Origin of the sequence: Streptomyces sp. NPDC059850, from assembly GCF_042731515.1 — a bacterium.
Lineage (GTDB): Bacteria > Actinomycetota > Actinomycetes > Streptomycetales > Streptomycetaceae > Streptomyces.
In genome coordinates, this window is the sequence record NZ_JBHWJI010000003.1 from 218,701 (window position 1) to 238,852 (window position 20,152).

A 20,152-nucleotide genomic window follows, 5' to 3' on the forward strand; every position below is an offset into this window, starting at 1 on the left:
TGGAGCCCCACACCACACGGGGGCGAGGCTGCCCGCACGTGCGGCCCGTGGGCAGCGTCTCGTACGACGCGGTGCCACCGAGCACTTGGCGCCGCCGCGGCCGTTCGGCTGGGCGCTATAACGAGGTCGGCCTGAAACCGGGCCTTGTACCCAACGGGCTCCAAGCGGCGAGGTGCCGGCCGCAGGTATGGCACTCGATCCGGATGCGGGCGCCGACCGGGGCCTGTCGTTTAGATCATCCCGGCGGCGCGGGGGTCTGGTGCGCACATCCGCGGACCAGACCCCCTCGGGTCGGCCAAGAGATACCGCACTTCACAGCCGGGCTGATCCAGACGACGGCCCTGGTGCCGCGCAGCGGAAGTTCCGCCGATGAGTTTCCGGTGGTTGTGCGGTCTACCCGTCGACGAAGGGAGCACACCATGCGCAAGATCATCGTTTGCACGTTCCTGACGCTGGACGGCGTCATGCAGGCGCCGGGCGGTCCGGACGAGGACACTCAGAGCGGCTTCGAGCACGGCGGCTGGCAGAAGCCGGTGTCCGGCGACGAGGTCGGCGCGGCCATCGCCGGTTGGTACGAGTTCTCCGACGCGATGCTGCTCGGCCGCAAGACGTACGAGATCTTCGCGTCGTACTGGCCGACCGCCGATCCCGACAACCCGTTCACCCATCGGATGAACAGCATGCACAAGTACGTGGCGTCGCGGACCCTGACATCCGTCGAGTGGCAGAACTCCACGCTGCTGGAGGGCGACATCGTCGATGCCGTACGCAAGCTGAAAGCGTCCGACGGCGGCGACATCAACGTCGTGGGCAGTGGCGACCTCGCCCAGACCCTCATGCGGCACGGCCTCGTCGACGAGTACCGGCTGACCATCCATCCGGTGATCATCGGCACCGGCAAGCGGCTGTTCGCCGACGGAGCGATCCCCACTGCGCTGGAGCCGGTCAGCGTCTCGACGACGAAGGGCGGCACCATCGTCTGCGTCTACCGGCCGAACGGTAAGCCCAGCTACGACAGCTACTAAGCGGTTTGCGCTTTCCCCAGATGCCCGACAGATCTCCGCACTTGTCGCCATGAAGGGCAAAGCAGGCCGCGGCCGCGCCGTGCTCCGCCACCGGCTGGTGCGTACCGCCATGCGCACCCGGTCTGCCAACCCATCGGCGATAGTTGGCTGCGGTGAGGTGCGATGCACATCCCACCCAGCTCGGCTCTTCGAGCGGTACAGGTTCGCGGGAGCGCGGCCCAGGCCGTACGGGGTGTCAGCCGCACAGTTGTTGCATGGTGTGCAGGTGGATGCGGATGGCGTCGAGATAGTCGGCGATGTCGACGCGCTCGTCGGGCATGGTGTTGTAGCGTCCGCCCGGCCCACACACGACGCCCTGCATGTCGGCCCGGTGCTGAAGATGGGCCGCGTCTGTGCCGTAGAAGCAGTAGGGGCGGACGGCGCCGGTGCGCTGGGGCTCTCGGCGGACTGTGGCGAAGGCTCCGTTGACCGCCAGCACCACTGGCGATGCGGGATCGGTCTCGAACGGCGGGAAGTCGGGGAATCCCGTGGTGTTCCGGCTCTCTGTGACCACGGCCTCCAGCCCGGGGTATGCGCGGCAGACATCGGCGGCGACGGTCCGGATGTCGTTCAGGACACTCGTCACGTCCTGGCTCGGGGCGTAGCGTGCGGCGCCAAGGAGCGTGACGACGTCGGCGACCTGTGGTGGGCGGGAGTCGACTGTTTCGCGCCCCAGTCCGCCGCGGATCGCACCGACGTGTGCGCGGTTGACCGATTCGTATGCGGTGGTGGAGGCGCCGCCGAACGTCATCGTGTTGATCGCGGGGATCAGCGAGCATGCGGCGGTGATGGCGTCGATGGCCTCCTCACGCTTGGACATGTGCCGGGTGACGCCGGTCAGTTCGACGGTGAATTTGAGGGAGCCGGCGTGCAGGGTCATGGCTGCCAGGTCGGTCGGTTCGCAGTTGATGAAGTAGTCGGCTCGCAGGCCCGACTCGATCGCCCGCAGGGTGCCGATCCCGCCCTGTAGTTCGCCGACGACGAAGGTCAGGATGATGTCGCCGCGCAGACGGGTCGTGGAGCGAAGGAGTTCCTCAACGGCGACGAGGTAGGACGCGCAGCCGGCCTTCATGTTGGATACGCCCAGGCCGTAGATGAACTCGTCATCGACGAGTCCGCCCCACGGGTCCACGGTCCAGCCCTCGGTCGGGGGGTTGGTGTCGAGATGGCCGTTGAACATCAGGCTCTTTCCGCCGCCCGAGCCGCGCAGGCGGCCGATGGCGTTGAACCGGCCGGGGGACACTTCCTGTAGTTCACTCTCCAGGCCATGGGCGCGCATGCGCTCGACGAGCATGCGCGCCAGGACGCTTTCTCCCGTTGACTGTGTGCGGGTGTCGATCTTGATCATCTCGCTGAGGAGCCCCAATGCCCCGGCGCGGTCGGGTGAGATGGCTGCGAGCGAGTGGTGGTGGGGGGTGGTGGTCATGCTGGGGAGTGCTCCTTGACCGGGTGTGCCTCGTACGGGGGATCGGTACTCGCTCGCCGACTAAACGGTCGCGTTCCAGGAGTCGCTGAGGACCGCTTCGCGGGGCGGTGTGGCGCGCGGTGCCGTTTCGCGGAGGGTGAGGGCGACGATGACGAGGGCGATGGCGGCGACACCCACGATGTAGTACGCGGGAGCCAGCCGTGATCCCGTCTGGCTGATGAGCAGGGTGGCGAGGTAGGGGGCGGTGCCGCCGAAGACCATGTAGGCGAGGTTGTAGCCGATGGACGAGGCGGTGTAACGCAAGTTGGCGGGGAACATCTCGACCAGGAGTACTGCGACGGTGGGGCTCAGGGGGCCGACCGCGGCGACGAACAGGAGCTGACCGGCCAGTGCGGGGCCGAATCCGCCTGCTCCCGACAGCAGGAACGAAGGGATGGCGAGGACCGCCATCGCTGCTGCGGAGTAGAGCACGATGGCGCGGCGCCCGAAGCGGTCGGACATGCTGCCGAAGAAGGGGCTCAGCGCGATGGTGACGATGAAGCAGACGGCCGACGACCACAGCGCCTCGTTGCGCGGCAGGCCGGTCTCCTCGGACAGGTAGGTCGGCCAGTAAGTCTTGAGGACGTAGAAGGCGATCGAACTGAGAGAGACGATGGCGAAGATGATGGCGATGGGACGGCGCTGGGTGCGCAGGGTCTTCCCCAGCGGGGCGGATTCAACCTCGTTGTCCTCGGCCAGCGCCGTGAACACCGGGCTTTCCGCTGCCCGCAGCCTCAGGTAGAGGCCGCACAGGCCCAGGGGCAGCGACAGGAGGAACGGCAGTCGCCATCCCCACTCGCCCATCGCGGTGTTCCCGAGCACGGTGGTGAGCACGGCGACCAGGGCCACAGCCGCGAGGGATGCCGCGTTGGTCGAGATGGCGAGCACGCTGGCGTAGCGGCCACGCCTGTCGGCCGGTGCGGACTCGAGGATGAACGCGCTGGCGCCGGAGTATTCACCGCCCGCGGAGAAGCCCTGCACCAGGCGCAGGATGAGCAGCAGCAGTGGTGCGAACACTCCGATGCTGTCGTAGGTGGGCAGTACGCCGATCAGCGCTGTCGACCCGGACATGACGAGGACCACGATGGTGAGGGTGTGGCGGCGGCCCAGGCGGTCGCCCATGCGTCCGAAGTACACCGCGCCCAGGGGGCGCACGAAGAAGGTGACCGCGAAGATCCCGAAGGTCGACAGCAAGGCCGCGCTGCGGCTCTCGCCGGGGAAGAACTCGTCGGCGATGACCGTGGCAAGGAATCCGTAGAGCGCGAAGTCGAACCACTCCACGAAATTGCCCGCGCCACCGGCGAAAAGTGCGCGGCGTGCCTGTGGCGCGGCACGTGATACCTGGTCAGACATGAAATCTCCTGGGGTTGGGCCATGGCGGCAGGGCGCGTGCTGATGCTGTGGCTGCTGTCGCACCTGCTGCTTTATGCCGTTCACCATGCATTCACGGGTCGGCGCGGTCCAGTTCCAATAGTGAGGCCACTGTTACCCTTTTAGGCATGGATCCGACGTTGCAGCAGCTCAGGGTGTATTTGGTGGTGGCCGAGGAGCTGCATGTGGGTCGGGCGGCGGCCAGGCTGCACATGACGCAGCCCCCGGTGAGCCGACACCTCAAGGCCCTGGAAACGAGCCTCGGGGTGCGCCTGGTGGAGCGCTCCACCAGGCGCATGGCGCTGACTCCCGCAGGTGAGGTTCTGCGGGTGGAGGCCGAGGCCATGCTGGCGCGCTGGGACCGGATGGTCGACCAGGTGCGTGCCGAAGAAGCCGTCGCCGGCCACACCCTGCGCCTGGGCAGCGTGGAAGCCGTGGCCGTGGACGCCTTGCCGACGGCGATCGGCCTGCTGCGGGAGCGATGTCCGGAGGTCGAATGGGATCTGTGTGAAGGGCAGACCGCCGAGTTGCTGGAGGGACTACACACCGACCGATTCGACTGCGTCGCGGTCCGCGGACCGGTCCACACCGCGCCGGGGATCAGCACAGCGGTGATCTACGACGACGAGTTGGTCGCCGCGCTACCGGAATCACACTGGCTGACAGGACCGGAAATTTCCTTGCGGTCCCTCGCCGACGAAGACTTCATCGTCTACAACCGCAGGGCCCGCCTGGGCCTTCTGCCCGCGATTCTCGCCGCCTGCGGACAAGCCGGGTTCGCGCCCCGCATCCGCCACGACGCATCCGGTACAGAGCTCATGCTCGGCCTTGTCGCCGCCGGGGACGGAGTGGCCCTGGTGTCTTCGACGGCTGCACGGGCACCGCGTCACGGAGTGCGGTTCGCTTCCCTGGCGGGCCGTCCGGCTTCGTCCCCGATCCTGCTGGCCTGGCGCGCCAGCATGCCCGACGGCGTCGTCACACAGCTGGTGGACCTGCTCCGGAGCACCGCACTGCGCCGGCAGTGAGCGGCCTCAGCCGCTGGTGACGGTGGGGTGGGGGGATTCGTCGACGTGGAGGGTGAAGACGTCGGGGCGGGCGTAGTGGCCCGTGGTGTCGAGGTCGAAGCGGGCGCGGGCGAGGTCGTCGAGGTCGAGTTCGGCGGTCAGGATGCCCTCGCCGTCGCGCAGTGGCCCGGCCAGGACGTCGCCGAGCGGGGAGACGATGACGGAGCCGCCGCCGATCAGGACCGTGTCCGGGTCGTCGCCCTGGACAGGGCGGAGGTCGCTCGGCAGGGCGTCGCTGCGCAGGTACTGGTTGGCGCTGAGGACGAAACAGCGGCCCTCCAGCGCGATGTGCCGCATGGTGGCCTGCCAGGCGTCGCGGTCGTCGACGGTCGGTGCGCACCACAGGTCCACGCCCTTGGCGTACATCGCGGTGCGGAAGAGCGGCATGTAGTTCTCCCAGCAGATGGCCGCGCCGATGCGGGTGGCGCCGGTGTCGATGACGGGGAGGGTCGAGCCGTCGCCCTGGCCCCACAGATAGCGCTCGGCGGCGGTGGGCATCAGCTTGCGGTGCAGGCCCAGGTAGCCGTCGGGGCCGAAGAAGAGCGCGACGCAGTACAGCGTGCCGCCCTGGCGTTCGACCGCTCCGACCACGGCGTGGCATCCGAGCTCCCGGGTGACCGCGGCCAGCGCCTCGACCTCCGGGCCGGGGACCTCGATGGCCGCCGCGTGGTAGCGGCGGAACAGGTCGCGGCCGGCCGGGGTGCGGCTGCCCACCGTCATGTCGAAGTCCAGTCCCTTGGGATAGCCGCCGAGGAACGCCTCGGGGAGTACGACGACCTCGGCATTCCGGTGGATGGCGGCTTCGCGGATGAGTTCCTCGGCGCGAGCTACTGCCGTCGGCGTGTCGAACAACGGGGCGGCCGCTTGGGCGACGGCGACGGTCACGGTGCGGCGGGGTGCGGAAGAGGCGGACGTCATGCATCGACGTTAGGAACCTCACCGGACATACAGCAAACTAATCCTTGTGATGATCGACATTTACGAAACCGAATTCAGGAAGGCCGACCTCAACCTGCTGGTCGTCTTCGCCGCCCTGATGCGCGAGCGCAGCGTCACCCGGGCGGCCACCGCCCTGCACCTGAGCCAGGGCGCGGCCAGCGCCGCCCTCGGCCGGCTGCGCCGACTCTTCGACGACCCGCTGTTCACCCGCACCCGCGGCGGCATCGAGCCCACGCCCCGCGCCATCGAACTGGCCCGCCGCATCGAGCCCGCACTCGGGCTGATCCACGGCGCCGTGACCGACCAGGACCACTTCGACGCGGCCACCGCCCGGCGCACCTTCACCCTGGGCATGTCCGACGACCTGGAGGCCGCGCTGCTGCCTCGCCTGCTGACGGCCACCGCAGACCTGCCAGGCATCCGGCTCGCCGTACGGCAGGCCAACCGCAACACCGTCGCCGGCATGATCGACCGCGGCGAGATCGACCTCGGTGTGGCCGCCGCCCCCGCACACGGCGACGAACACCGCAGCCGGCACCTGTTCGCCTCCGGCTACACCTGCCTGTTCAACCCACGCCTCCTCCAGCTCGAGGCCCCGCTCACTGTGGACGCCTACCTGGCCCACCCGCACCTGCTGATCTCCTACGACGGCCGACGCGGCATCGTCGACGACGTCCTGGAAGCGCGTGGGCTCGATCGCCGTGTGATCGCCTCCACCACCCACTTCGCGGGAGCAGCGCTCCAGCTCGCCACGCTGCCCGCCCTGGCCACCCTCCCCACCCACGCCGCCATCGTCTACGCCGACATCGTGGGCCTGACGGCCTCCGCGCCACCGCTGCCGATGCCCGAGTACACCGTCAGCTCCCTCTGGCACGGAACCGTCACCGACGACCCCGCTCACGCCTGGCTCCGCCACTTGGTCGAGGACGCGACGCGTTACGCCCGCGGAGATCAGCAGTCCTGAGAGATACGACGGCGTCCAGCACCACGCGCCTTCACCTCCCATGGACGCCAGGCGCAGGTGCACGCAGCGCGTCAGGCTTGGCGCCGGGGCCGAAGTTCGGTACGTTCACGCCTATTTCCATCGAATCTACTCTTTCGATCCCGTGAACCGATGACCGTCACCTTGTCGATCAGCTGAGGGCGGTATCACCCTGGGCTTCCAGGACCTTGCGCAGACCCGAGGCGATCTGCTCGCACTCCTCCGGGGTCAGGACCGACAGAATCCGCTCGTAGTCCCGCAGGTGGGCGTCCATCGCCTGGTCGGCGAGGTCCTTGCCGTGCTCGGTGAGGCGGATCCGCACCGAGCGCCGGTCGGCGCTGTCGCGCACTCGCTCGACCAGCCCTTTCGCGCACTCGCCATTGGCACACGACAGCGCGGCGAAGCCGCCGGATCCTCGTGAGCTGTTGCGGCGCCATGGACTTCGCTGCACTCCGGGCCGATTGCGCTTGCTGGCCCTGCTGGCCGACACGGAGCGTCAACTCTCCGGTTCGGAGGCGCGCGAACACCTGATCCGGTCCGGAAAGGCGATCCACCACACGACGGTCTACCGCACGCTGGAAGCCCTCACGGCGGTTGGGCTGACGCACGCGGTCCACGGCCCCGGCGCGACGCGCTACGGCATCACCGGAGAGCCGCATCACCACACGGTGTGCCAGGAGTGCAGCCATGTCGCGGCCCTGGCGAGCAGGCATCTGACGGAGGCGGTGGGACGGATCGAGGAACTGACCGGGCTGCGGCCCGACTCCTCGGGCTCGCTGCTGGTCTTCGGCCGTTGCTCTCGTTGCGGCGGATGAACCGCCGGACGGGAGCGAGGCGTAAGCGTGTGCGGCGGCACCACGGTCAGCCCCGTTCGGTCGGAGCGGGCTCGGCCAGGCCCGCCGTCCACTTCTCCTCGATGCGTCCGACCTTCCACACCAGCAGGGCGATCGCCCAGGTGGCGAAGAACAGTCCGACGATGACGTATCCGATGATGTTGAGGTCGAGGCCGGAGACCCAGTCCCAGAAGGGGCCGTGCAGATCCGCCTTCTCGGCGATCAGACCCAGCAGCTCGACCGTGCCGATGATCAGCGCCACGGCCACCGACAGTCCGGTGATGGTGAGGTTGTAGTAGACCTTGCGGACCGGCTTGGAGAACGCCCAGCCGTAGGCGAAGTTCATGAACGAGCCGTCGATCGTGTCGAGCAGCGACATACCGGCGGCGAACAGCACCGGCAGACACAGGATCGCGTACCAGGGAAGCCCGGAGGCCGCGCCGGAGCCGGCGAGCACGAGGAGCGCGATCTCGGTCGCCGTGTCGAAACCGAGGCCGAACAGGAGTCCGAGCGGGTACATCTGCCATGGCCTGGTGATCGACTTCATCAGCCTGCCGAGGAGGCGGTTCATGAAGCCGCGGTTGTTGAGCTGTTCCTCCAGGGCGGCCTCGTCGAAGTGGCCGGACCGCATCCCGCGGAAGACCTTCCAGATCCCGGCCATGATCACGATGTTGATGATCGCGATGAGGTAGAGGAACGTCCCGGAGACGGTCGTACCGATCCAGCCGGTGACGCTGTGCAGCGTGGAGTCGTCGTTCTCCACCGGTCCCGCGAGCGCCTTGACGCCGAGGGAGAGCAGGAAGGCGAGCGCGAAGACGACGGTGGAGTGGCCGAGGGAGAACCAGAAGCCGACGGACAGCGGACGCTGCCCCTCGCTCATCAGCTTCCGCGTGGTGTTGTCGATGGCGGCGATGTGGTCGGCGTCGAAGGCGTGTCGCATGCCGAGCGTGTAGGCGGTGACACCGATGCCGACGCCGAATGTCTTGGTGCCCAGGCTGTAGTGCTCGGGCGCGACGATGACCACCAGCGTGAACCAGCCGATGATGTGCAGCGCCAGGATGAACGCGGCCATCCCGCCGAGGCTCCCCCACTCCTTTCGGGTCATGGACGTGCGGACTCGGTGCCACCTGTTTTCAGCCATGCCGTTCAGGTTTCTGCCAATAGATTGCAAGTACAAGCAGAAGGCGGCAAAGACCGCGTCAGGGTTCCGTTTCGGGTACACATCACTGGCCCGCTTATTGCACACTATGTGCAATAACCTATTGATTGCAGAAAGGGGCGGGCGTGAGTTCTCCGATCGTGCTCGGCATCGAGTCGTCGTGCGACGAGACCGGCGCGGGGCTCGTCCGGGACGGGCGGCTGCTGGGCCATGCGCTGGCGTCGAGCATGGACGAACACGCCCGCTACGGCGGTGTCGTCCCCGAGATCGCCTCCCGCGCGCATGTGCACGCGCTGCGGCCGGTCGTACAGCAGGCCCTCGACGAGGCGGGTCTGCGGATGTCCGACATCGGCGCGGTCGCCGTCACCACCGGGCCGGGGCTGTCCGGCGCGCTCCAGGTGGGTCTGGCCGGAGCGAAGGGCTTCGCCTACGCACTCGGCGTCCCGCTGTACGGCGTACATCACCTCGCCGGGCATGTAGCCGCCGACACCCTGGGACACGGTCCGCTGCCCGACCCCTGCATGGTGCTGATCGTCTCCGGCGGCCACACCTCGCTCCTTCTCGTACGCGATCTGGTCCGCGATCCGATCGTCCACCTCGGGGACACCCTGGACGACGCCGCCGGGGAGTGCTTCGACAAGGTCGCGCGGGTCTTCGGGCTGCCGTACCCGGGCGGTCCGGCCATCGACCGGACGGCGCGCGCGGGGGATCCGCGCGCTGTCCCCTTCCCGCGCCCGCTGGCCGGGGCGCCGGACCACCGGTACGACTTCTCCTTCTCCGGCCTGAAGACGGCCGCCGCCCGCTGGGCGGAGGGGCACGCGGGCCGCGAGCTGCCCGTGGCCGACGGCGCCGCCTCGCTCCAGGAGGCCGTGGCCGACGTACTGACCCGTAAGGCGGTGGCGGCCTGCGCCGAGCACGGGGTGGGGACGCTGGTCGTGGTCGGCGGCGTGGCCGCCAACTCGCGCGTACGGTCCCTGGCCGAGGAGCGCTGCCGGGCCGCCGGAATCGAGCTGCGCGTGCCGCCGCTGCGGCTGTGCACGGACAACGGCGCGATGATCGCCGCGGTCGGCGACCTCCTCGTCCGCGCGGGCGCCGATCCCGCCCCGCTCGACATGTCGATCGACCCATCGGCGCCACTGGAGTACGCGGCCCTGCACCCCGTGGCGACAGCGGCCAGGACGGTGGCGGCCTGATGGACATCCATGTCATCAAAGGCGCCGACCTGCTCGATCACGTCGCCGCCCTGCGCTCCGTCTACGTCGACGCCTTCTGCGCCCCGCCCTGGAACGAGGACGAGGAGAAGGCGGTGGCGTTCGTGGAGCGGCTCCCGGTGAACGTGGGCCGCCCCGGCTTCACCGCGGCCCTCGCCTTCGCGGGCCCGGAGGTCGTCGGCTTCGCCACCGCCTGGACCACCCTCTCCCCCTTCCCCACCGACCGCTGCTATCCCCAGGCCGCCGTCGGCCTCGGCCCCGACCGCACGATGGAGTGGCTGTGCGGGGCCCGCGAGATAGACGAGCTGGCCGTCCGCGCCGATGTCCGGGGCACCGGCCTCGCAGCCGAGCTGCTGGAGGCGGTCACCGCGGACGCTCCCGAGGGCCGCTCCTGGCTGCTCACCTCCGTTCAGTCGGCGCGGGCCATGTCCTTCTACCGCCGCCAGGGCTGGACCCAGGCCACCCATCCCTCCCCCGAGGGAAAGGGCATCGTCGTCTTCCTCAGCCCCCGTCACCCCGCCCGGCACTTGGCCCCCCAACCCTTGTGAGCACCCGGAGCCCCCTCTTGCGCACCGCCGAGATCCGCCGCCGCTTCCTCGACCTCTTCGCCGAGCGCGGACACACCGTCGTCCCCAGCGCCCCGCTGCCGACCCCCGACCCAACCCTGCTGTTCGTCAACGCGGGCATGGTCCCCTTCAAGCCGTATCTGACCGGCGAGGCACAGGCTCCCTGGCCGCGCGCGACGAGCGTGCAGAAGTGCGTGCGCACCCTGGACATCGAGGAGGTCGGCCGCACCACCCGGCACGGCTCCTTCTTCCAGATGAACGGCAACTTCTCCTTCGGCGACTACTTCAAGGAAGAGGCGATCGCCTTCGCCTGGGAGCTGTCCACCGCCTCCGCCGCGGACGGCGGTTACGGGCTGGACCCGGCGAAGATCTGGGTGACCGTGCACCACACCGACGACGAGGCGCGCGGCCTGTGGCGACGTATCGCCGGTCTGCCCGACGAGCGGATCGTGGCGCGCGGCGACGAGGACAACTACTGGTCCATGGGGGTGCCCGGCCCGTGCGGCCCCTGCTCGGAGCTGTACTACGACCGGGGCCCGCGGTTCGGCCGGGCGGGCGGCCCGGCGGTCGACGAGGATCGCTACATGGAGTTCTGGAACCTCGTCTTCATGCAGTACGAGCGCGGCGAGGGGTCCGGCAAGTCCGGCTATCCGATCCTCGGCGACCTCCCCCGCCGCAACATCGACACCGGCATGGGCCTGGAGCGCATGGCCACCCTCCTCCAGGGCGTCGACAACCTCTACGAGATCGACGAGACCCGCCCGATCCTCGACCGGGCGGCCGCGCTGGCCGGTGTCCGCTACGGCGCGGAGCCCGAGGCGGACGTACGCCTGCGGGTGGTCGCCGACCACGTCCGTACCGCCCTGATGCTGCTCGCCGACAGCGCCGCCCCCGGCAACGAGGGCCGCGGCTACGTCCTGCGGCGCATCCTGCGCCGGTCGGTCCGTTCGATGCGTCAACTCGGCTACGGAGACCCGGTATTGCCCGATCTGCTCGCCGTCGCCCGGGACTGCATGGCGCCCAGCTATCCGGAGGTCGCGGAAGTCTACGACCGGATCGCCGACCAGGCGGCCGGCGAGGAGGACGCCTTCCGCGCCACCCTCCGGCAGGGCACGACCGTCCTGGACACGGCGGTCGCCCAGGTCAAGGCGGACGGCGGGCACCAACTGCCCGGCGCACAGGCGTTCCTCCTCCACGACACCTACGGATTCCCCATCGACCTCACCCTGGAGATGGCCGCCGAGCAGGGCGTCGAGGTCGACCGCGACGGTTTTACGGCGCTGATGCGCGAGCAGCGCGAACGCGCCCGTGCCGACGCCCGCGCGCGCAAGTCCGGCGGTACGGACACCTCGGCCCTGCGCCCGGTGCTCGACGAGCACGGCCCCACCGACTGGCGGGCCTGGTCCACCCTGACCACCGACTCCCGTGTCCTCGCCCTGCTGTGCGCCTCCGGTCCGGTACCGGTGGCACACGAAGGCGAGATCGTCACCGTCGTCCTGGACCGCACCCCGTTCTACGCCGAGTCCGGCGGCCAGGACAGCGACGCCGGAAGCCTCTCCGGTACGTCCGTGGAAGCCGAAGTCCTCGACGTACAGCGCCCGTTGCCCGGTCTGGTGGCCCACCAGGTCCGTGTCACCGCCGGTGAACTCGCCGTCGGTGACGCGGTCCACGCGGCCGTCGACCCCGAGTGGCGGCTCGGCGCCCGCCAGGCCCACTCCGGCACCCACGTCCTGCACGCCGCCCTGCGCCAGATCCTCGGCCCCACCGCCCTGCAGTCCGGCTCCTACAACCGCCCCGGCCACCTCCGCCTCGACTTCCCCTGGCGCGGCGGGCTGTCCGCCACCGCCCGCAGCGAGATCGAGGAGGCCGCCAACCAGGCCCTGCGCCGCGACCTGCCCGTCGGCGTGCGCTGGATGACCCTGCCGGAGGCGAAGAAACTCGGCGCGCTCGCCCTCTTCGACGAGACGTACGGCGAGAAGGTCCGGGTCGTCGAAATCGGCGGCACCTGGTCTCGCGAGCTGTGCGGCGGCACCCACGTCGAGCGTGCCGCACAGATCGGTGTGGTCGCGCTGACCTCGGAGTCGTCGGTCGGCGCGGGCATGCGCCGGCTGGAGGCGGCGGTCGGCGTCGAAGGCTTCGGCTACCTGGCCCGCGAACGCGATCTGGTGTCCCGGATCGCCGAGCAACTCCAGGCGCCACACGCCGAACTCCCGGGCCGCATCGCCGGGTTGCTCGACCGGCTGAAGTCCGCCGACCGGGAGAACCAGAGGCTCCGGCAGCGGGCCACCCAGGCACGGGCCGCCGACATCGCCGCCCGAGCCGAGGACGCGCACGGGCTACTGATCGCCACCGCGACGGCCGACGAGGGCGCCGACGCGGCCAGGGCGCTCGCGACCGCCGTACGGGATTTGCTGCCGTCGGACCGCCCCGGCGTGGCGGCGGTCGGCACGGTGTCCGGCGGCACCGCGGTCGTCGTCGTGGCCGTCAACCCGGCCGCACGGGCCGCCGCGCAGGACGCCTCCGCCCTGGTGAAGCGGCTTCTGGACGGCCGGGGCGGAGGCTCGCCGGACCTGGCGCAGGGCGGCGGCCTGCCCGCCGGGCGGCTGGCGGAGACGCTCGCGGCCGTGCCCGGCCTGATCACCGGGGCCTGATTCGGGCGGGTGTGCGGGTCCGCGTCCGGTCGGGGGTACGCGGACCCGGCCACCTGTGGTGGCATCCCATGGGTGGCGGCCCGGTTGTACTCCCGCCGAGCCCCAACCGGCCCGCGTGCCGCACAGCACGAGCGCATCGCGGGGCATGTTGCTGACCGCGGATGCGGCGGCATATACCAGGCAAGCTGCACGGGAGCAGCGTGTGCCGGGGTCGGCGGTCCGGAGTCTCCTCAGGTGCCGAGGTCTTCGATGATCTCCCTCACTTGGCGATTCAGCGAGAGGGCCCAGCACATGGACAATGGCGCCAGCCGGGCGACAGCCGCTCCCAGCCACTCCGGGTCCCCCAGACGGTGCAGCGCCCTCGCTTCGGACGTCTTCCGGAACAGCTCTTTCACCAGGTAGACATGGTTACCCAAGTAGGGGCGCTCGTGATGGGTGTAGTTCACCGACCAGGGCTCGTACGGATGGCGGACGAGCCCGCCCACGGAGCAGCCGCTGGGGCCGGTATCCATATGGTGGCCGCCGCCGAGCACGCCCAGCACGCCCATGGTGCGGGTGGCTTGCCACGCCTTATAGGTGGCTCGGATGTGCAGCTCCATGAACCTGGCCCACGGGATGATGGAGAGTGGTTCCGGCCCTCCGGGCTGATGGTGCTCCATGCCCTCGGGGGTGAGGACCAGGCACGAGCCGCCCTCCCGCATCGGGCCGCCGATGATCCAGCGGTCCCCGACCAGTTCCAGTGGGCCCAGGTACTCCGTCATGACTCCCCGCCGGTCGTGTGTTCGCCTGCGCGGCGCCGGTCCGCGGGTCTTCCCACGGGGCCCCGCACCTCGGGAAGGCGGTCCGAGGGCGACGGCTCACCACCTGTTCGCGGACGTGCCCGGCGGGCTGGAGGCGGTGGTTCAACCGCCGTTGCAGCCTGACGCCGACCCAGCCCGCCCCCGCCACCGCCGGCAGCACGGCGACGCGCAGCCAGTGCCGGTCGGACAGCGCGTCCCCGGCGAGCGCGACAACCCAGGCCAGCGCGATACCCGACACGACCACCGCGGTGAACGGCGTACCGGCGGTGTCGGCGCGGACTCCGTCTCCCCCGCGAGCCCCGACGCCGACACCGCCGGTCCACTGCACCAGCCGGTATCCGGCAACGACGAGGAGCGCGACGCTGAACAGGACGGCGAGCAGCCCAGGCGCGGTACGCAAGAACTCGGCCACAGCGCCTCCCCCGATGCCCCGTCTTCCCGTCTCCCCGACTCGGTGCGGGCTCATCGTGGCACCGCGGCTCCGATCCGCGCATTGCCGGAACCCGGCAATCTTTACGCGTTCCTGACGGCCTGGAAACGCCGGAACCGAACGGGCCGAACGGGCCGGGCGGCACCTACAGCGGGTTCGACGGCCACCCCAGCAGCCGGGCCCCCATGGCCGCCGTCTCCAGGGTGAAGCGCTGCAACGCGTCGCCCGGGTCGTAACCGGTCAGGTCCTTGATGCGCGCCAGCCGGTAGGAGAGCGTGCGGACGCCGATGCTCAGCCGTCTGGCCGCCTCGGCGTTGACGTAGGCCGCCGCCGCGCACGCGGTGAGCGTCTCCAGGAGCGGCCCGGCCCCGCCCCGGGCCCGGGTGAGCGGGCCGAGCACCGTGCGCACCAGGTCGGACATGGCAGCACGGTCCCGCAGGAGCACCGGAAAGACCAGCAGGTCGGCGGCGCGCAGAACGGGACCGGGCAGCTCAAGACGGTCGGCGAGCCCCAGGGCGTCCAGAGCCTCCTCGTAACTTCGCACCACGCCACCGGCCCCGACGTGCTCACGGCCGACGGCCACCCGCCGTGCCCCTGCCGGCCCGCTGCCGGGCCCTTGCACCCAGCCGACGAAGGCGTCCAGGATCGCGCGCTCACGCTCACCGCCGGCCGCGACGCACACCAGCCGCCCGTCCTTCGTCGTCAGCAGCACATCGTGCTCACCGAACCGGGCGATCACCTCCCGCTCGACCCGGCGCACGACCGGATGGACGACGTCGTACGGCTCCTCCCCTTCCGCGACCGCCACGGCGTGACTCCCCGCCAGCCGCAGTCCGAACCGCTCCGCCCGCTCGGCCAACCGCCCCAGGTCGCTGCGCCCGTACAGCAGATCGTCGACGAACTCCCGGCGTGCTGCCTCCTCCTGCCGCACCGCCAGGCGCTGCGCCCGCTCGTGCCCCTCGCCGAGGGCGGCGACGGCGGTGTCCACGGCGCCGAGCAACGCGTCGGCGGTACGGACCCTCGCTGCCGCGTCGGACGCCCGGACCGCACCGGGCAGCGAACCCCACAGCCTGCGGGTCTCGCCCAGGTACAGCGTGATCAGTTGCCGCAGTCCGTATCCGGCCTCGGCCGCCCTCTCCCCCAGCTCGCGCAGCTCGTCCAGCTCGGAGCGGCGCAGCAGCCGACCGGTATCGGAGACGTCGACGAGCATCCGCGCGTAGCCACCGAGGAAGTCGGCGGGCATCCGGTCCTGTCTCATCGGTCCGCTCCCTGTGGTCCGTGGGTTCCGCCCGTGTCCAGTGCGATCACCCGCCAGGAGCCCAGGGTGAATGCCTCGGCGACGGTACCGCCTTCCATCTGGGGGTGGGCGGGCCGTCGGCCCTGCGGAACGTTGATGCCACATGCTACGGAGGCGCGTCGCCGTGGGGGTCGGCCGGAATCGGGGAGGGACCGACCCCCGTTGGCGTCGGCTGTTACTGCTTGGGCATCAGCACGCTGTCGATGATGTAGACGTTGGCGTTGGCGGTCTTCACGTTGCCGCAGACCACGTTCGCGGAGTCGTTGACCTGGTAGGACTCACCGGATCCCGAGGTGGTCAGCTTGGACTTCTCCAGGGTCGGGAAGGAGCCGTTGGCCAGGTCCTTCGGGGCGAGCTTCTTGCCCACGACATGGTGCGTGAGGATCTTCGTCAGCTGGGCCTTGTCGTTCAGGACCTTGTCCAGGTCGGCCTTGGGGATCTTGTCGAAGGCGTCGTTGGTCGGTGCGAACACCGTGATGTTCTCGGCGTTGTTGAGCGTGTCGACCAGACCCGCCTTCTTGACCGCGGTGACGAGCGTCGAGAGGGCGGGGTTGTGGGAAGCGGCGGTGGCGACGGGGTCCTTGGCCATGCCGTCGAAGGAACCGGCCCCGTTCTTGGGCACCGACGCGCAGGCCGGGCCGAACGGCTTGGCCATGGTGGCCATGTCGTCCGAGGCGGTCTTGCTCTCCTTGGCCGACGGCGCCGAGGAGTTCGAGGACTTCGAGCCGGAGGCGCTGTCGTCGCTGTCGCTGCCCGAGCAGGCCGTCAGGGCCAGCGGCAGCAGCGCGGCCGTGGCCAGAACCAGGGATGCGCGGCGGGTGCGGCGGGAGGTGGTGTTCATGTCTGCTCCTTGTGTTCGTTGGTGTGGTGCGGAGTCGCGACAGGGAAGTCGCGACGGGGAAAGGGGAAGGGCTGGTCAGTCGACGGTGACCACCACCGAATGCCACCCGCTGGCGCCGTCGGGGATGGTGCGGGTCCGCTTCTGGGTCTGGGTGCGGCCCGTGCGGTCGGTGGCGCGGACGGTGAGGGTGTGGCCGCCGGGGGTGGCCTGCCAGGGGAAGGACCACTGGCGCCAGGTGTCCCGGGTGTCCTCCGCGGCCAGATCGGCCTCGCGCCAAGGTCCGTCGTCCACCCGGACCTCGACCTTGTCGATCCCGCGGTGCTGGGCCCAGGCCACCCCGGCGACCATCACCGGGCCGGACTTGGGGCGCGCGAAGGGCTTGGGGGTGTCGATCCGCGACTCGGTCTTGACCGGCGCCCGGCGCGCCCAGTTCCGCTTCACCCAGTACGGGTCGTAGTCGTCGAACGTCGTCAGTTCGAGTTCCTTGATCCACTTACAGGCGGAGACGAACCCGTACAGGCCCGGCACCACCATCCGCGCCGGGAAGCCGTGCGCGAACGGCAGCGGCTCTCCGTTCATCCCGAGGGCGAGCAGCGCGTCGCGGCCGTCCATCACGTCGTCGACCGGGGTGCCGATCGTCATCCCGTCCACCGACCTCGCCACCAGTTGGTCGGCCGGGCCGCCCTTGGACGGGGGTTCCACGCCGCATGCGGTCAGCAGATCGGCCAGGCGTACCCCGATCCATCGGGCGTTGCCCGCGTACGGTCCGCCGACCTCGTTCGAGACACAGGTCAAGGTGATGTCGCGCTCGATCAGGGGCATCCGCAGCAGGTCCTGATAGGAGAGCGTCATCTCGCGGGTGACGCCCCTGCCGTGGATGCGCAGGCTCCAGGAGGTGGCGTCGACCCGGGGCACGACCAGGGCGGTGTCGACCCGGTAGAAGTCGTGGTTGGGCGTGATGAACGGGCTGATGCCCTTGATGCGGAGCACGGCGCGCTTGGGTATGGGCGCCGCCGCCGAGGCGGCGGCGGGCAGGACGATCCGGTTGCGGGAGGCGATCGCGTTCCGGCCGTGTGCGGCGTTGAGTGAGCGGCCCAGCGCGCCCGCTCCCGTCGACGCGGCCGCGGCGGCGGTCGCGGCGATGACGAAGCCGCGCCGGTCCCATCCCGGCCGGTCGTCTGCACCGGCGGGGGAATCGATCGGCGCCGCCGGGCCGGTGTCCGTCGCGTCGCGCTCTCGTACGGGCCCCCGGGCAGTGGCCAGACGGCCGCAAGGGGGCAGGCGTCCGGCCAGCCAGTGGAGGAGCGCCGCGCCCGCCACGGCGCCGGCCACCGACGGCAGCGCGTCGGTGGCGCTCGTGGAGTCGGGCCGGCCGGTCGCCGCCAGCGCGCCGACGAGACCGAACAGCAGGACCCCGGCCGCGCCGGTGCGCCGATGGCGAGCGGCCACGGCTCCGAGGGCGATCGCGAGGAGGGTGAGTACGGCGAGGATGCCCAGCTGGAGTACGAGCTTGTCGTCCGTACCGAAGTGGCGGATCGCCCAGTCCTTCACCGAGGACGGGGTCTGGTCGATCGCCGCGCCACCCACCGCGACCACCGGGCCCGCCTCGGGACGCACCCCGGCCGACACCAGCTCGGCCACCGTGAGCGCGGCGTAGCCCGCCAGCAGACCGCTCAACGGGCCCAGCCCGGCAAACCGCAGCACTTTCCGGCGCCTTGATGTCGTCAGTTCATCGCTCACACGACACATCCGGAGCCGTGACCAGCGCGGATTGGTTCCTCACCCCTTCGAGGGAAAAGAAATTCCCCCACCAATCCAAGGGACCGGTAACTCCGAAGTATTTCGGCTCCAGCCCATCCGAAAACGCTCCCGAATTACCTACGGAATGACGCGGATGAGGCCCCGCGGAAATGATCTACGGAGGCGAAGTGCACGATGGTCCGGCCCGACCAATCCGCTGCGCGCCCGGCGCCGAAGCACTTGCTGATCAGACCCACAATCCGGAGGTGTCCATGCGTGTAGCGGCACGCGGCGACCGATCGGCGGCACCGGGTCCCGGTGCGCTGGAGTCGTTGCTCGAACGGGTAGCGCGGGGCGACGAAGAGGCGTTCGAGACGGTGTACTCGATGGTGGCCGGCGCGGTCCTGGGCCTCGTGCGCAAGGTGGTGCGCGACCCGGCCCAGTCGGAGGAGGTGGCGCAGGAGGCTCTCATCGACGTCTGGCGTTACGCCGCCCGGTTCGACCCGGACCTCGGCAGCGCCATGACGTGGATCATCACGCTGGCGCACAGACGTGCCGTGGACCGGGTGCGCTCCGCGCAGGCCGCGACGGACCGCGAGCACAAGGTCGCGGCCCGGGACTACAGCCCCCTGTTCGACGAGGTCAGCGAGCGGGTGGAGCGGCGCCTGGAGCGTGAGCAGGTCCGCCGCTGTCTGGATCAGCTCACCGAGTTGCAGCGGGAGTCCGTGACGCTCGCCTACTACCGCGGCTACACGTACCGGGAGACCGCCGAGCTGCTGGGGGCGGCGCTGGGGACCGTCAAGACACGGCTGCGGGACGGGCTGATCCGTCTTCGCGACTGCCTGGGGGTGCCGTCATGACCACGGAGGATCTGCACACGCTGACGGGCGCCTACGCGCTCGACGCGCTGACCGGGCGCGAGGCGGCGGATTTCGAACGCCATCTGGCCGGGTGCGACACCTGCGCGCAGGAGGTCCGGGAGCTGCGGGCGACCGCGGCCCGGCTGGCGCGGGCGGTCGCGGAGGAACCGCCCGCCCGGCTCCGGGCGAAGGTGATGGCGGCGCTGCCCGAGGTCCGGCAGCTTCCGCCGGAGGTCCGCAAGGCGCCGGTGGTGTCCCTGGCGGCCCGGCGTCGGTGGCTGCGGATGCCGTATCTGGTGACCGCGGCCTGTCTGGCACTGACGGTGGTGGCGGGCGGCCTGGTCCTGGACGCCCGGCACGACGCCGACGGGCAGCGGGCCCGGACCGACCGTGCCGAGCGCCGGGCGGACGGGCTGAGCGCGCTGATGGCGGCGCCGGACGCCACCTTCCGTTCCACCGCGCTCAAGGGCGGCGGCAACGGCACGGTGGTCGTCTCCCGGCGGCTGGGCCGGGCGGCGTTCGTCTACCACGGCCTGCCGACGCTGCGAAAGGCCGGCGTCTACGAGCTGTGGTACAGCCGCGACGGCGCGATGGTCCCCGCCGGGCTCCTCGAACCCGGCCGGGCCACGGGCGCGGTGTTCCTCACCGGCGGCCCGCACGGGGCGGACGGTGTCGGCGTCACGGCGGAACCGAAGGGGGGTTCCGCCAAGCCGACCAGTGCGCCGCTGGCCGTCGTGCCTCTGTGACCTGCGGGCCTGCGGACACGCGGGCCCGCAGACCGCTCCGTTTCCCGACCAATCCGCTCCGCCCTCGCCCCCGAACCCCTGGAGATCGGACCAGCAGGCGCCGCGTGTGCGCCCGGGGATGAGGGTGAGGAGG

General features: G+C 70.5%; 18 protein-coding genes. 9 read left to right on the forward strand and 9 right to left on the reverse strand.

What is annotated here, in order from left to right; genetic code table 11:
• The first annotated feature begins 419 nt into the window (after positions 1–419).
• Entirely contained in the window at positions 420–1,025 is a 606-nt protein-coding gene (locus tag ACFV9T_RS04060) for a dihydrofolate reductase family protein (protein ID WP_385436511.1), read from the forward strand.
• A 235-nt stretch (positions 1,026–1,260) separates the two neighbouring features.
• Here ACFV9T_RS04060 and ACFV9T_RS04065 read toward each other — a convergent pair whose 3' ends face one another.
• Together ACFV9T_RS04065 and ACFV9T_RS04070 are read right to left on the reverse strand one after the other, a co-directional pair.
• The gene (locus ACFV9T_RS04065; RefSeq protein WP_385436512.1) at positions 1,261–2,490 is read right to left on the reverse strand and encodes a M20 family metallopeptidase; all 1,230 of its coding nucleotides are present in this window, start codon (positions 2,488–2,490) and stop codon (positions 1,261–1,263) included.
• 60 nt (positions 2,491–2,550) lie between these two features.
• Positions 2,551–3,882, reverse strand: coding sequence for an MFS transporter (locus ACFV9T_RS04070; protein WP_385436513.1), 1,332 nt, complete (start codon positions 3,880–3,882; stop codon positions 2,551–2,553).
• A gap of 146 nt (positions 3,883–4,028) precedes the next feature.
• Between ACFV9T_RS04070 and ACFV9T_RS04075 the strand changes: the two genes are divergently transcribed.
• The gene (locus tag ACFV9T_RS04075) at positions 4,029–4,925 is read left to right on the forward strand and encodes a LysR family transcriptional regulator (RefSeq protein ID WP_385436514.1); all 897 of its coding nucleotides are present in this window, start codon (positions 4,029–4,031) and stop codon (positions 4,923–4,925) included.
• Positions 4,926–4,931: 6 nt separating this feature from the next.
• On the opposite strand, the gene ACFV9T_RS04080 is transcribed toward ACFV9T_RS04075, so the two are convergent.
• Positions 4,932–5,882, reverse strand: a complete 951-nt coding sequence (locus tag ACFV9T_RS04080; RefSeq protein ID WP_385436515.1) for a nitrilase-related carbon-nitrogen hydrolase — start codon at positions 5,880–5,882, stop codon at positions 4,932–4,934.
• Positions 5,883–5,931: 49 nt separating this feature from the next.
• Between ACFV9T_RS04080 and ACFV9T_RS04085 the strand changes: the two genes are divergently transcribed.
• A complete protein-coding gene (locus ACFV9T_RS04085; protein WP_385436516.1) occupies positions 5,932–6,867 on the forward strand; it encodes a LysR substrate-binding domain-containing protein in 936 nt (311 codons plus the stop codon).
• A 169-nt stretch (positions 6,868–7,036) separates the two neighbouring features.
• Here ACFV9T_RS04085 and ACFV9T_RS04090 read toward each other — a convergent pair whose 3' ends face one another.
• Entirely contained in the window at positions 7,037–7,336 is a 300-nt protein-coding gene (locus ACFV9T_RS04090; protein WP_385436517.1) for a MarR family winged helix-turn-helix transcriptional regulator, read from the reverse strand.
• Positions 7,337–7,346: 10 nt separating this feature from the next.
• Here ACFV9T_RS04090 and ACFV9T_RS04095 point away from each other — a divergent pair, with 10 nt between their 5' ends.
• The gene (locus ACFV9T_RS04095) at positions 7,347–7,700 is read left to right on the forward strand and encodes a Fur family transcriptional regulator (protein ID WP_385436518.1); all 354 of its coding nucleotides are present in this window, start codon (positions 7,347–7,349) and stop codon (positions 7,698–7,700) included.
• 46 nt (positions 7,701–7,746) lie between these two features.
• Here ACFV9T_RS04095 and ACFV9T_RS04100 read toward each other — a convergent pair whose 3' ends face one another.
• Positions 7,747–8,859 carry a HoxN/HupN/NixA family nickel/cobalt transporter gene (locus tag ACFV9T_RS04100; protein WP_385436519.1) on the reverse strand — a complete coding sequence of 371 codons (1,113 nt, stop codon included), beginning with the start codon at positions 8,857–8,859 and terminating at the stop codon, positions 7,747–7,749.
• Positions 8,860–9,002: 143 nt separating this feature from the next.
• On the opposite strand from ACFV9T_RS04100, the gene tsaD reads away from it, so the two are divergent.
• From tsaD to alaS, 3 genes are read left to right on the forward strand one after another with little or no spacing between them, the layout of a single operon-like run.
• The gene (gene tsaD / locus ACFV9T_RS04105) at positions 9,003–10,070 is read left to right on the forward strand and encodes a tRNA (adenosine(37)-N6)-threonylcarbamoyltransferase complex transferase subunit TsaD (protein ID WP_385436520.1); all 1,068 of its coding nucleotides are present in this window, start codon (positions 9,003–9,005) and stop codon (positions 10,068–10,070) included.
• The gene (locus ACFV9T_RS04110) at positions 10,070–10,636 is read left to right on the forward strand and encodes a GNAT family N-acetyltransferase (protein WP_385436521.1); all 567 of its coding nucleotides are present in this window, start codon (positions 10,070–10,072) and stop codon (positions 10,634–10,636) included. Before tsaD ends, ACFV9T_RS04110 begins: the two co-directional genes overlap by 1 nt.
• A gap of 17 nt (positions 10,637–10,653) precedes the next feature.
• The gene (gene alaS / locus ACFV9T_RS04115) at positions 10,654–13,305 is read left to right on the forward strand and encodes an alanine--tRNA ligase (RefSeq protein ID WP_385436522.1); all 2,652 of its coding nucleotides are present in this window, start codon (positions 10,654–10,656) and stop codon (positions 13,303–13,305) included.
• Positions 13,306–13,535: 230 nt separating this feature from the next.
• On the opposite strand, the gene ACFV9T_RS04120 is transcribed toward alaS, so the two are convergent.
• The 4 genes from ACFV9T_RS04120 to ACFV9T_RS04135 all read right to left on the reverse strand — a co-directional run bounded on the left by ACFV9T_RS04120 (position 13,536) and on the right by ACFV9T_RS04135 (position 18,422).
• On the reverse strand, positions 13,536–14,066 hold the full coding sequence (locus tag ACFV9T_RS04120) for a hypothetical protein (RefSeq protein ID WP_385436523.1): 531 nt from the start codon (positions 14,064–14,066) through the stop codon (positions 13,536–13,538).
• 614 nt (positions 14,067–14,680) lie between these two features.
• Positions 14,681–15,793: a PucR family transcriptional regulator gene (locus ACFV9T_RS04125; protein WP_385436524.1), complete on the reverse strand. Its 1,113-nt coding sequence runs from the start codon at positions 15,791–15,793 to the stop codon at positions 14,681–14,683.
• Positions 15,794–16,007: 214 nt separating this feature from the next.
• Positions 16,008–16,673 (reverse strand): fasciclin domain-containing protein, encoded by a 666-nt coding sequence (locus tag ACFV9T_RS04130; RefSeq protein ID WP_385436525.1) that lies wholly within the window; start codon positions 16,671–16,673, stop codon positions 16,008–16,010.
• A gap of 75 nt (positions 16,674–16,748) precedes the next feature.
• Complete coding sequence (locus ACFV9T_RS04135; protein ID WP_385436526.1) at positions 16,749–18,422, reverse strand: molybdopterin-dependent oxidoreductase; 1,674 nt, start codon at positions 18,420–18,422, stop codon at positions 16,749–16,751.
• 263 nt (positions 18,423–18,685) lie between these two features.
• On the opposite strand from ACFV9T_RS04135, the gene sigK reads away from it, so the two are divergent.
• Both sigK and ACFV9T_RS04145 read left to right on the forward strand, forming a co-directional pair.
• Positions 18,686–19,273: an ECF RNA polymerase sigma factor SigK gene (gene sigK / locus ACFV9T_RS04140; protein ID WP_385436552.1), complete on the forward strand. Its 588-nt coding sequence runs from the start codon at positions 18,686–18,688 to the stop codon at positions 19,271–19,273.
• Positions 19,270–20,019 (forward strand): anti-sigma factor domain-containing protein, encoded by a 750-nt coding sequence (locus tag ACFV9T_RS04145; protein WP_385436527.1) that lies wholly within the window; start codon positions 19,270–19,272, stop codon positions 20,017–20,019. The genes sigK and ACFV9T_RS04145 overlap by 4 nt, the downstream gene beginning before the upstream one ends.
• Positions 20,020–20,152 lie beyond the last annotated feature (133 nt).

Bases quoted from the DNA above. Each gene is read 5' to 3' on its own strand.
- ACFV9T_RS04060 (WP_385436511.1), top strand. From the start codon at position 420: ATGCGCAAGATCATCGTTTGCACGTTCCTGACGCTGGACGGCGTCATG.
- ACFV9T_RS04065 (WP_385436512.1), bottom strand. From the start codon at position 2,490: ATGACCACCACCCCCCACCACCACTCGCTCGCAGCCATCTCACCCGAC.
- ACFV9T_RS04070 (WP_385436513.1), bottom strand. From the start codon at position 3,882: ATGTCTGACCAGGTATCACGTGCCGCGCCACAGGCACGCCGCGCACTT.
- ACFV9T_RS04075 (WP_385436514.1), top strand. From the start codon at position 4,029: ATGGATCCGACGTTGCAGCAGCTCAGGGTGTATTTGGTGGTGGCCGAG.
- ACFV9T_RS04080 (WP_385436515.1), bottom strand. From the start codon at position 5,882: ATGACGTCCGCCTCTTCCGCACCCCGCCGCACCGTGACCGTCGCCGTC.
- ACFV9T_RS04085 (WP_385436516.1), top strand. From the start codon at position 5,932: ATGATCGACATTTACGAAACCGAATTCAGGAAGGCCGACCTCAACCTG.
- ACFV9T_RS04100 (WP_385436519.1), bottom strand. From the start codon at position 8,859: ATGGCTGAAAACAGGTGGCACCGAGTCCGCACGTCCATGACCCGAAAG.
- ACFV9T_RS04110 (WP_385436521.1), top strand. From the start codon at position 10,070: ATGGACATCCATGTCATCAAAGGCGCCGACCTGCTCGATCACGTCGCC.
- ACFV9T_RS04120 (WP_385436523.1), bottom strand. From the start codon at position 14,066: ATGACGGAGTACCTGGGCCCACTGGAACTGGTCGGGGACCGCTGGATC.
- ACFV9T_RS04125 (WP_385436524.1), bottom strand. From the start codon at position 15,793: ATGAGACAGGACCGGATGCCCGCCGACTTCCTCGGTGGCTACGCGCGG.
- ACFV9T_RS04130 (WP_385436525.1), bottom strand. From the start codon at position 16,673: ATGAACACCACCTCCCGCCGCACCCGCCGCGCATCCCTGGTTCTGGCC.
- ACFV9T_RS04135 (WP_385436526.1), bottom strand. From the start codon at position 18,422: ATGTGTCGTGTGAGCGATGAACTGACGACATCAAGGCGCCGGAAAGTG.
- sigK (WP_385436552.1), top strand. From the start codon at position 18,686: ATGCGTGTAGCGGCACGCGGCGACCGATCGGCGGCACCGGGTCCCGGT.
- ACFV9T_RS04145 (WP_385436527.1), top strand. From the start codon at position 19,270: ATGACCACGGAGGATCTGCACACGCTGACGGGCGCCTACGCGCTCGAC.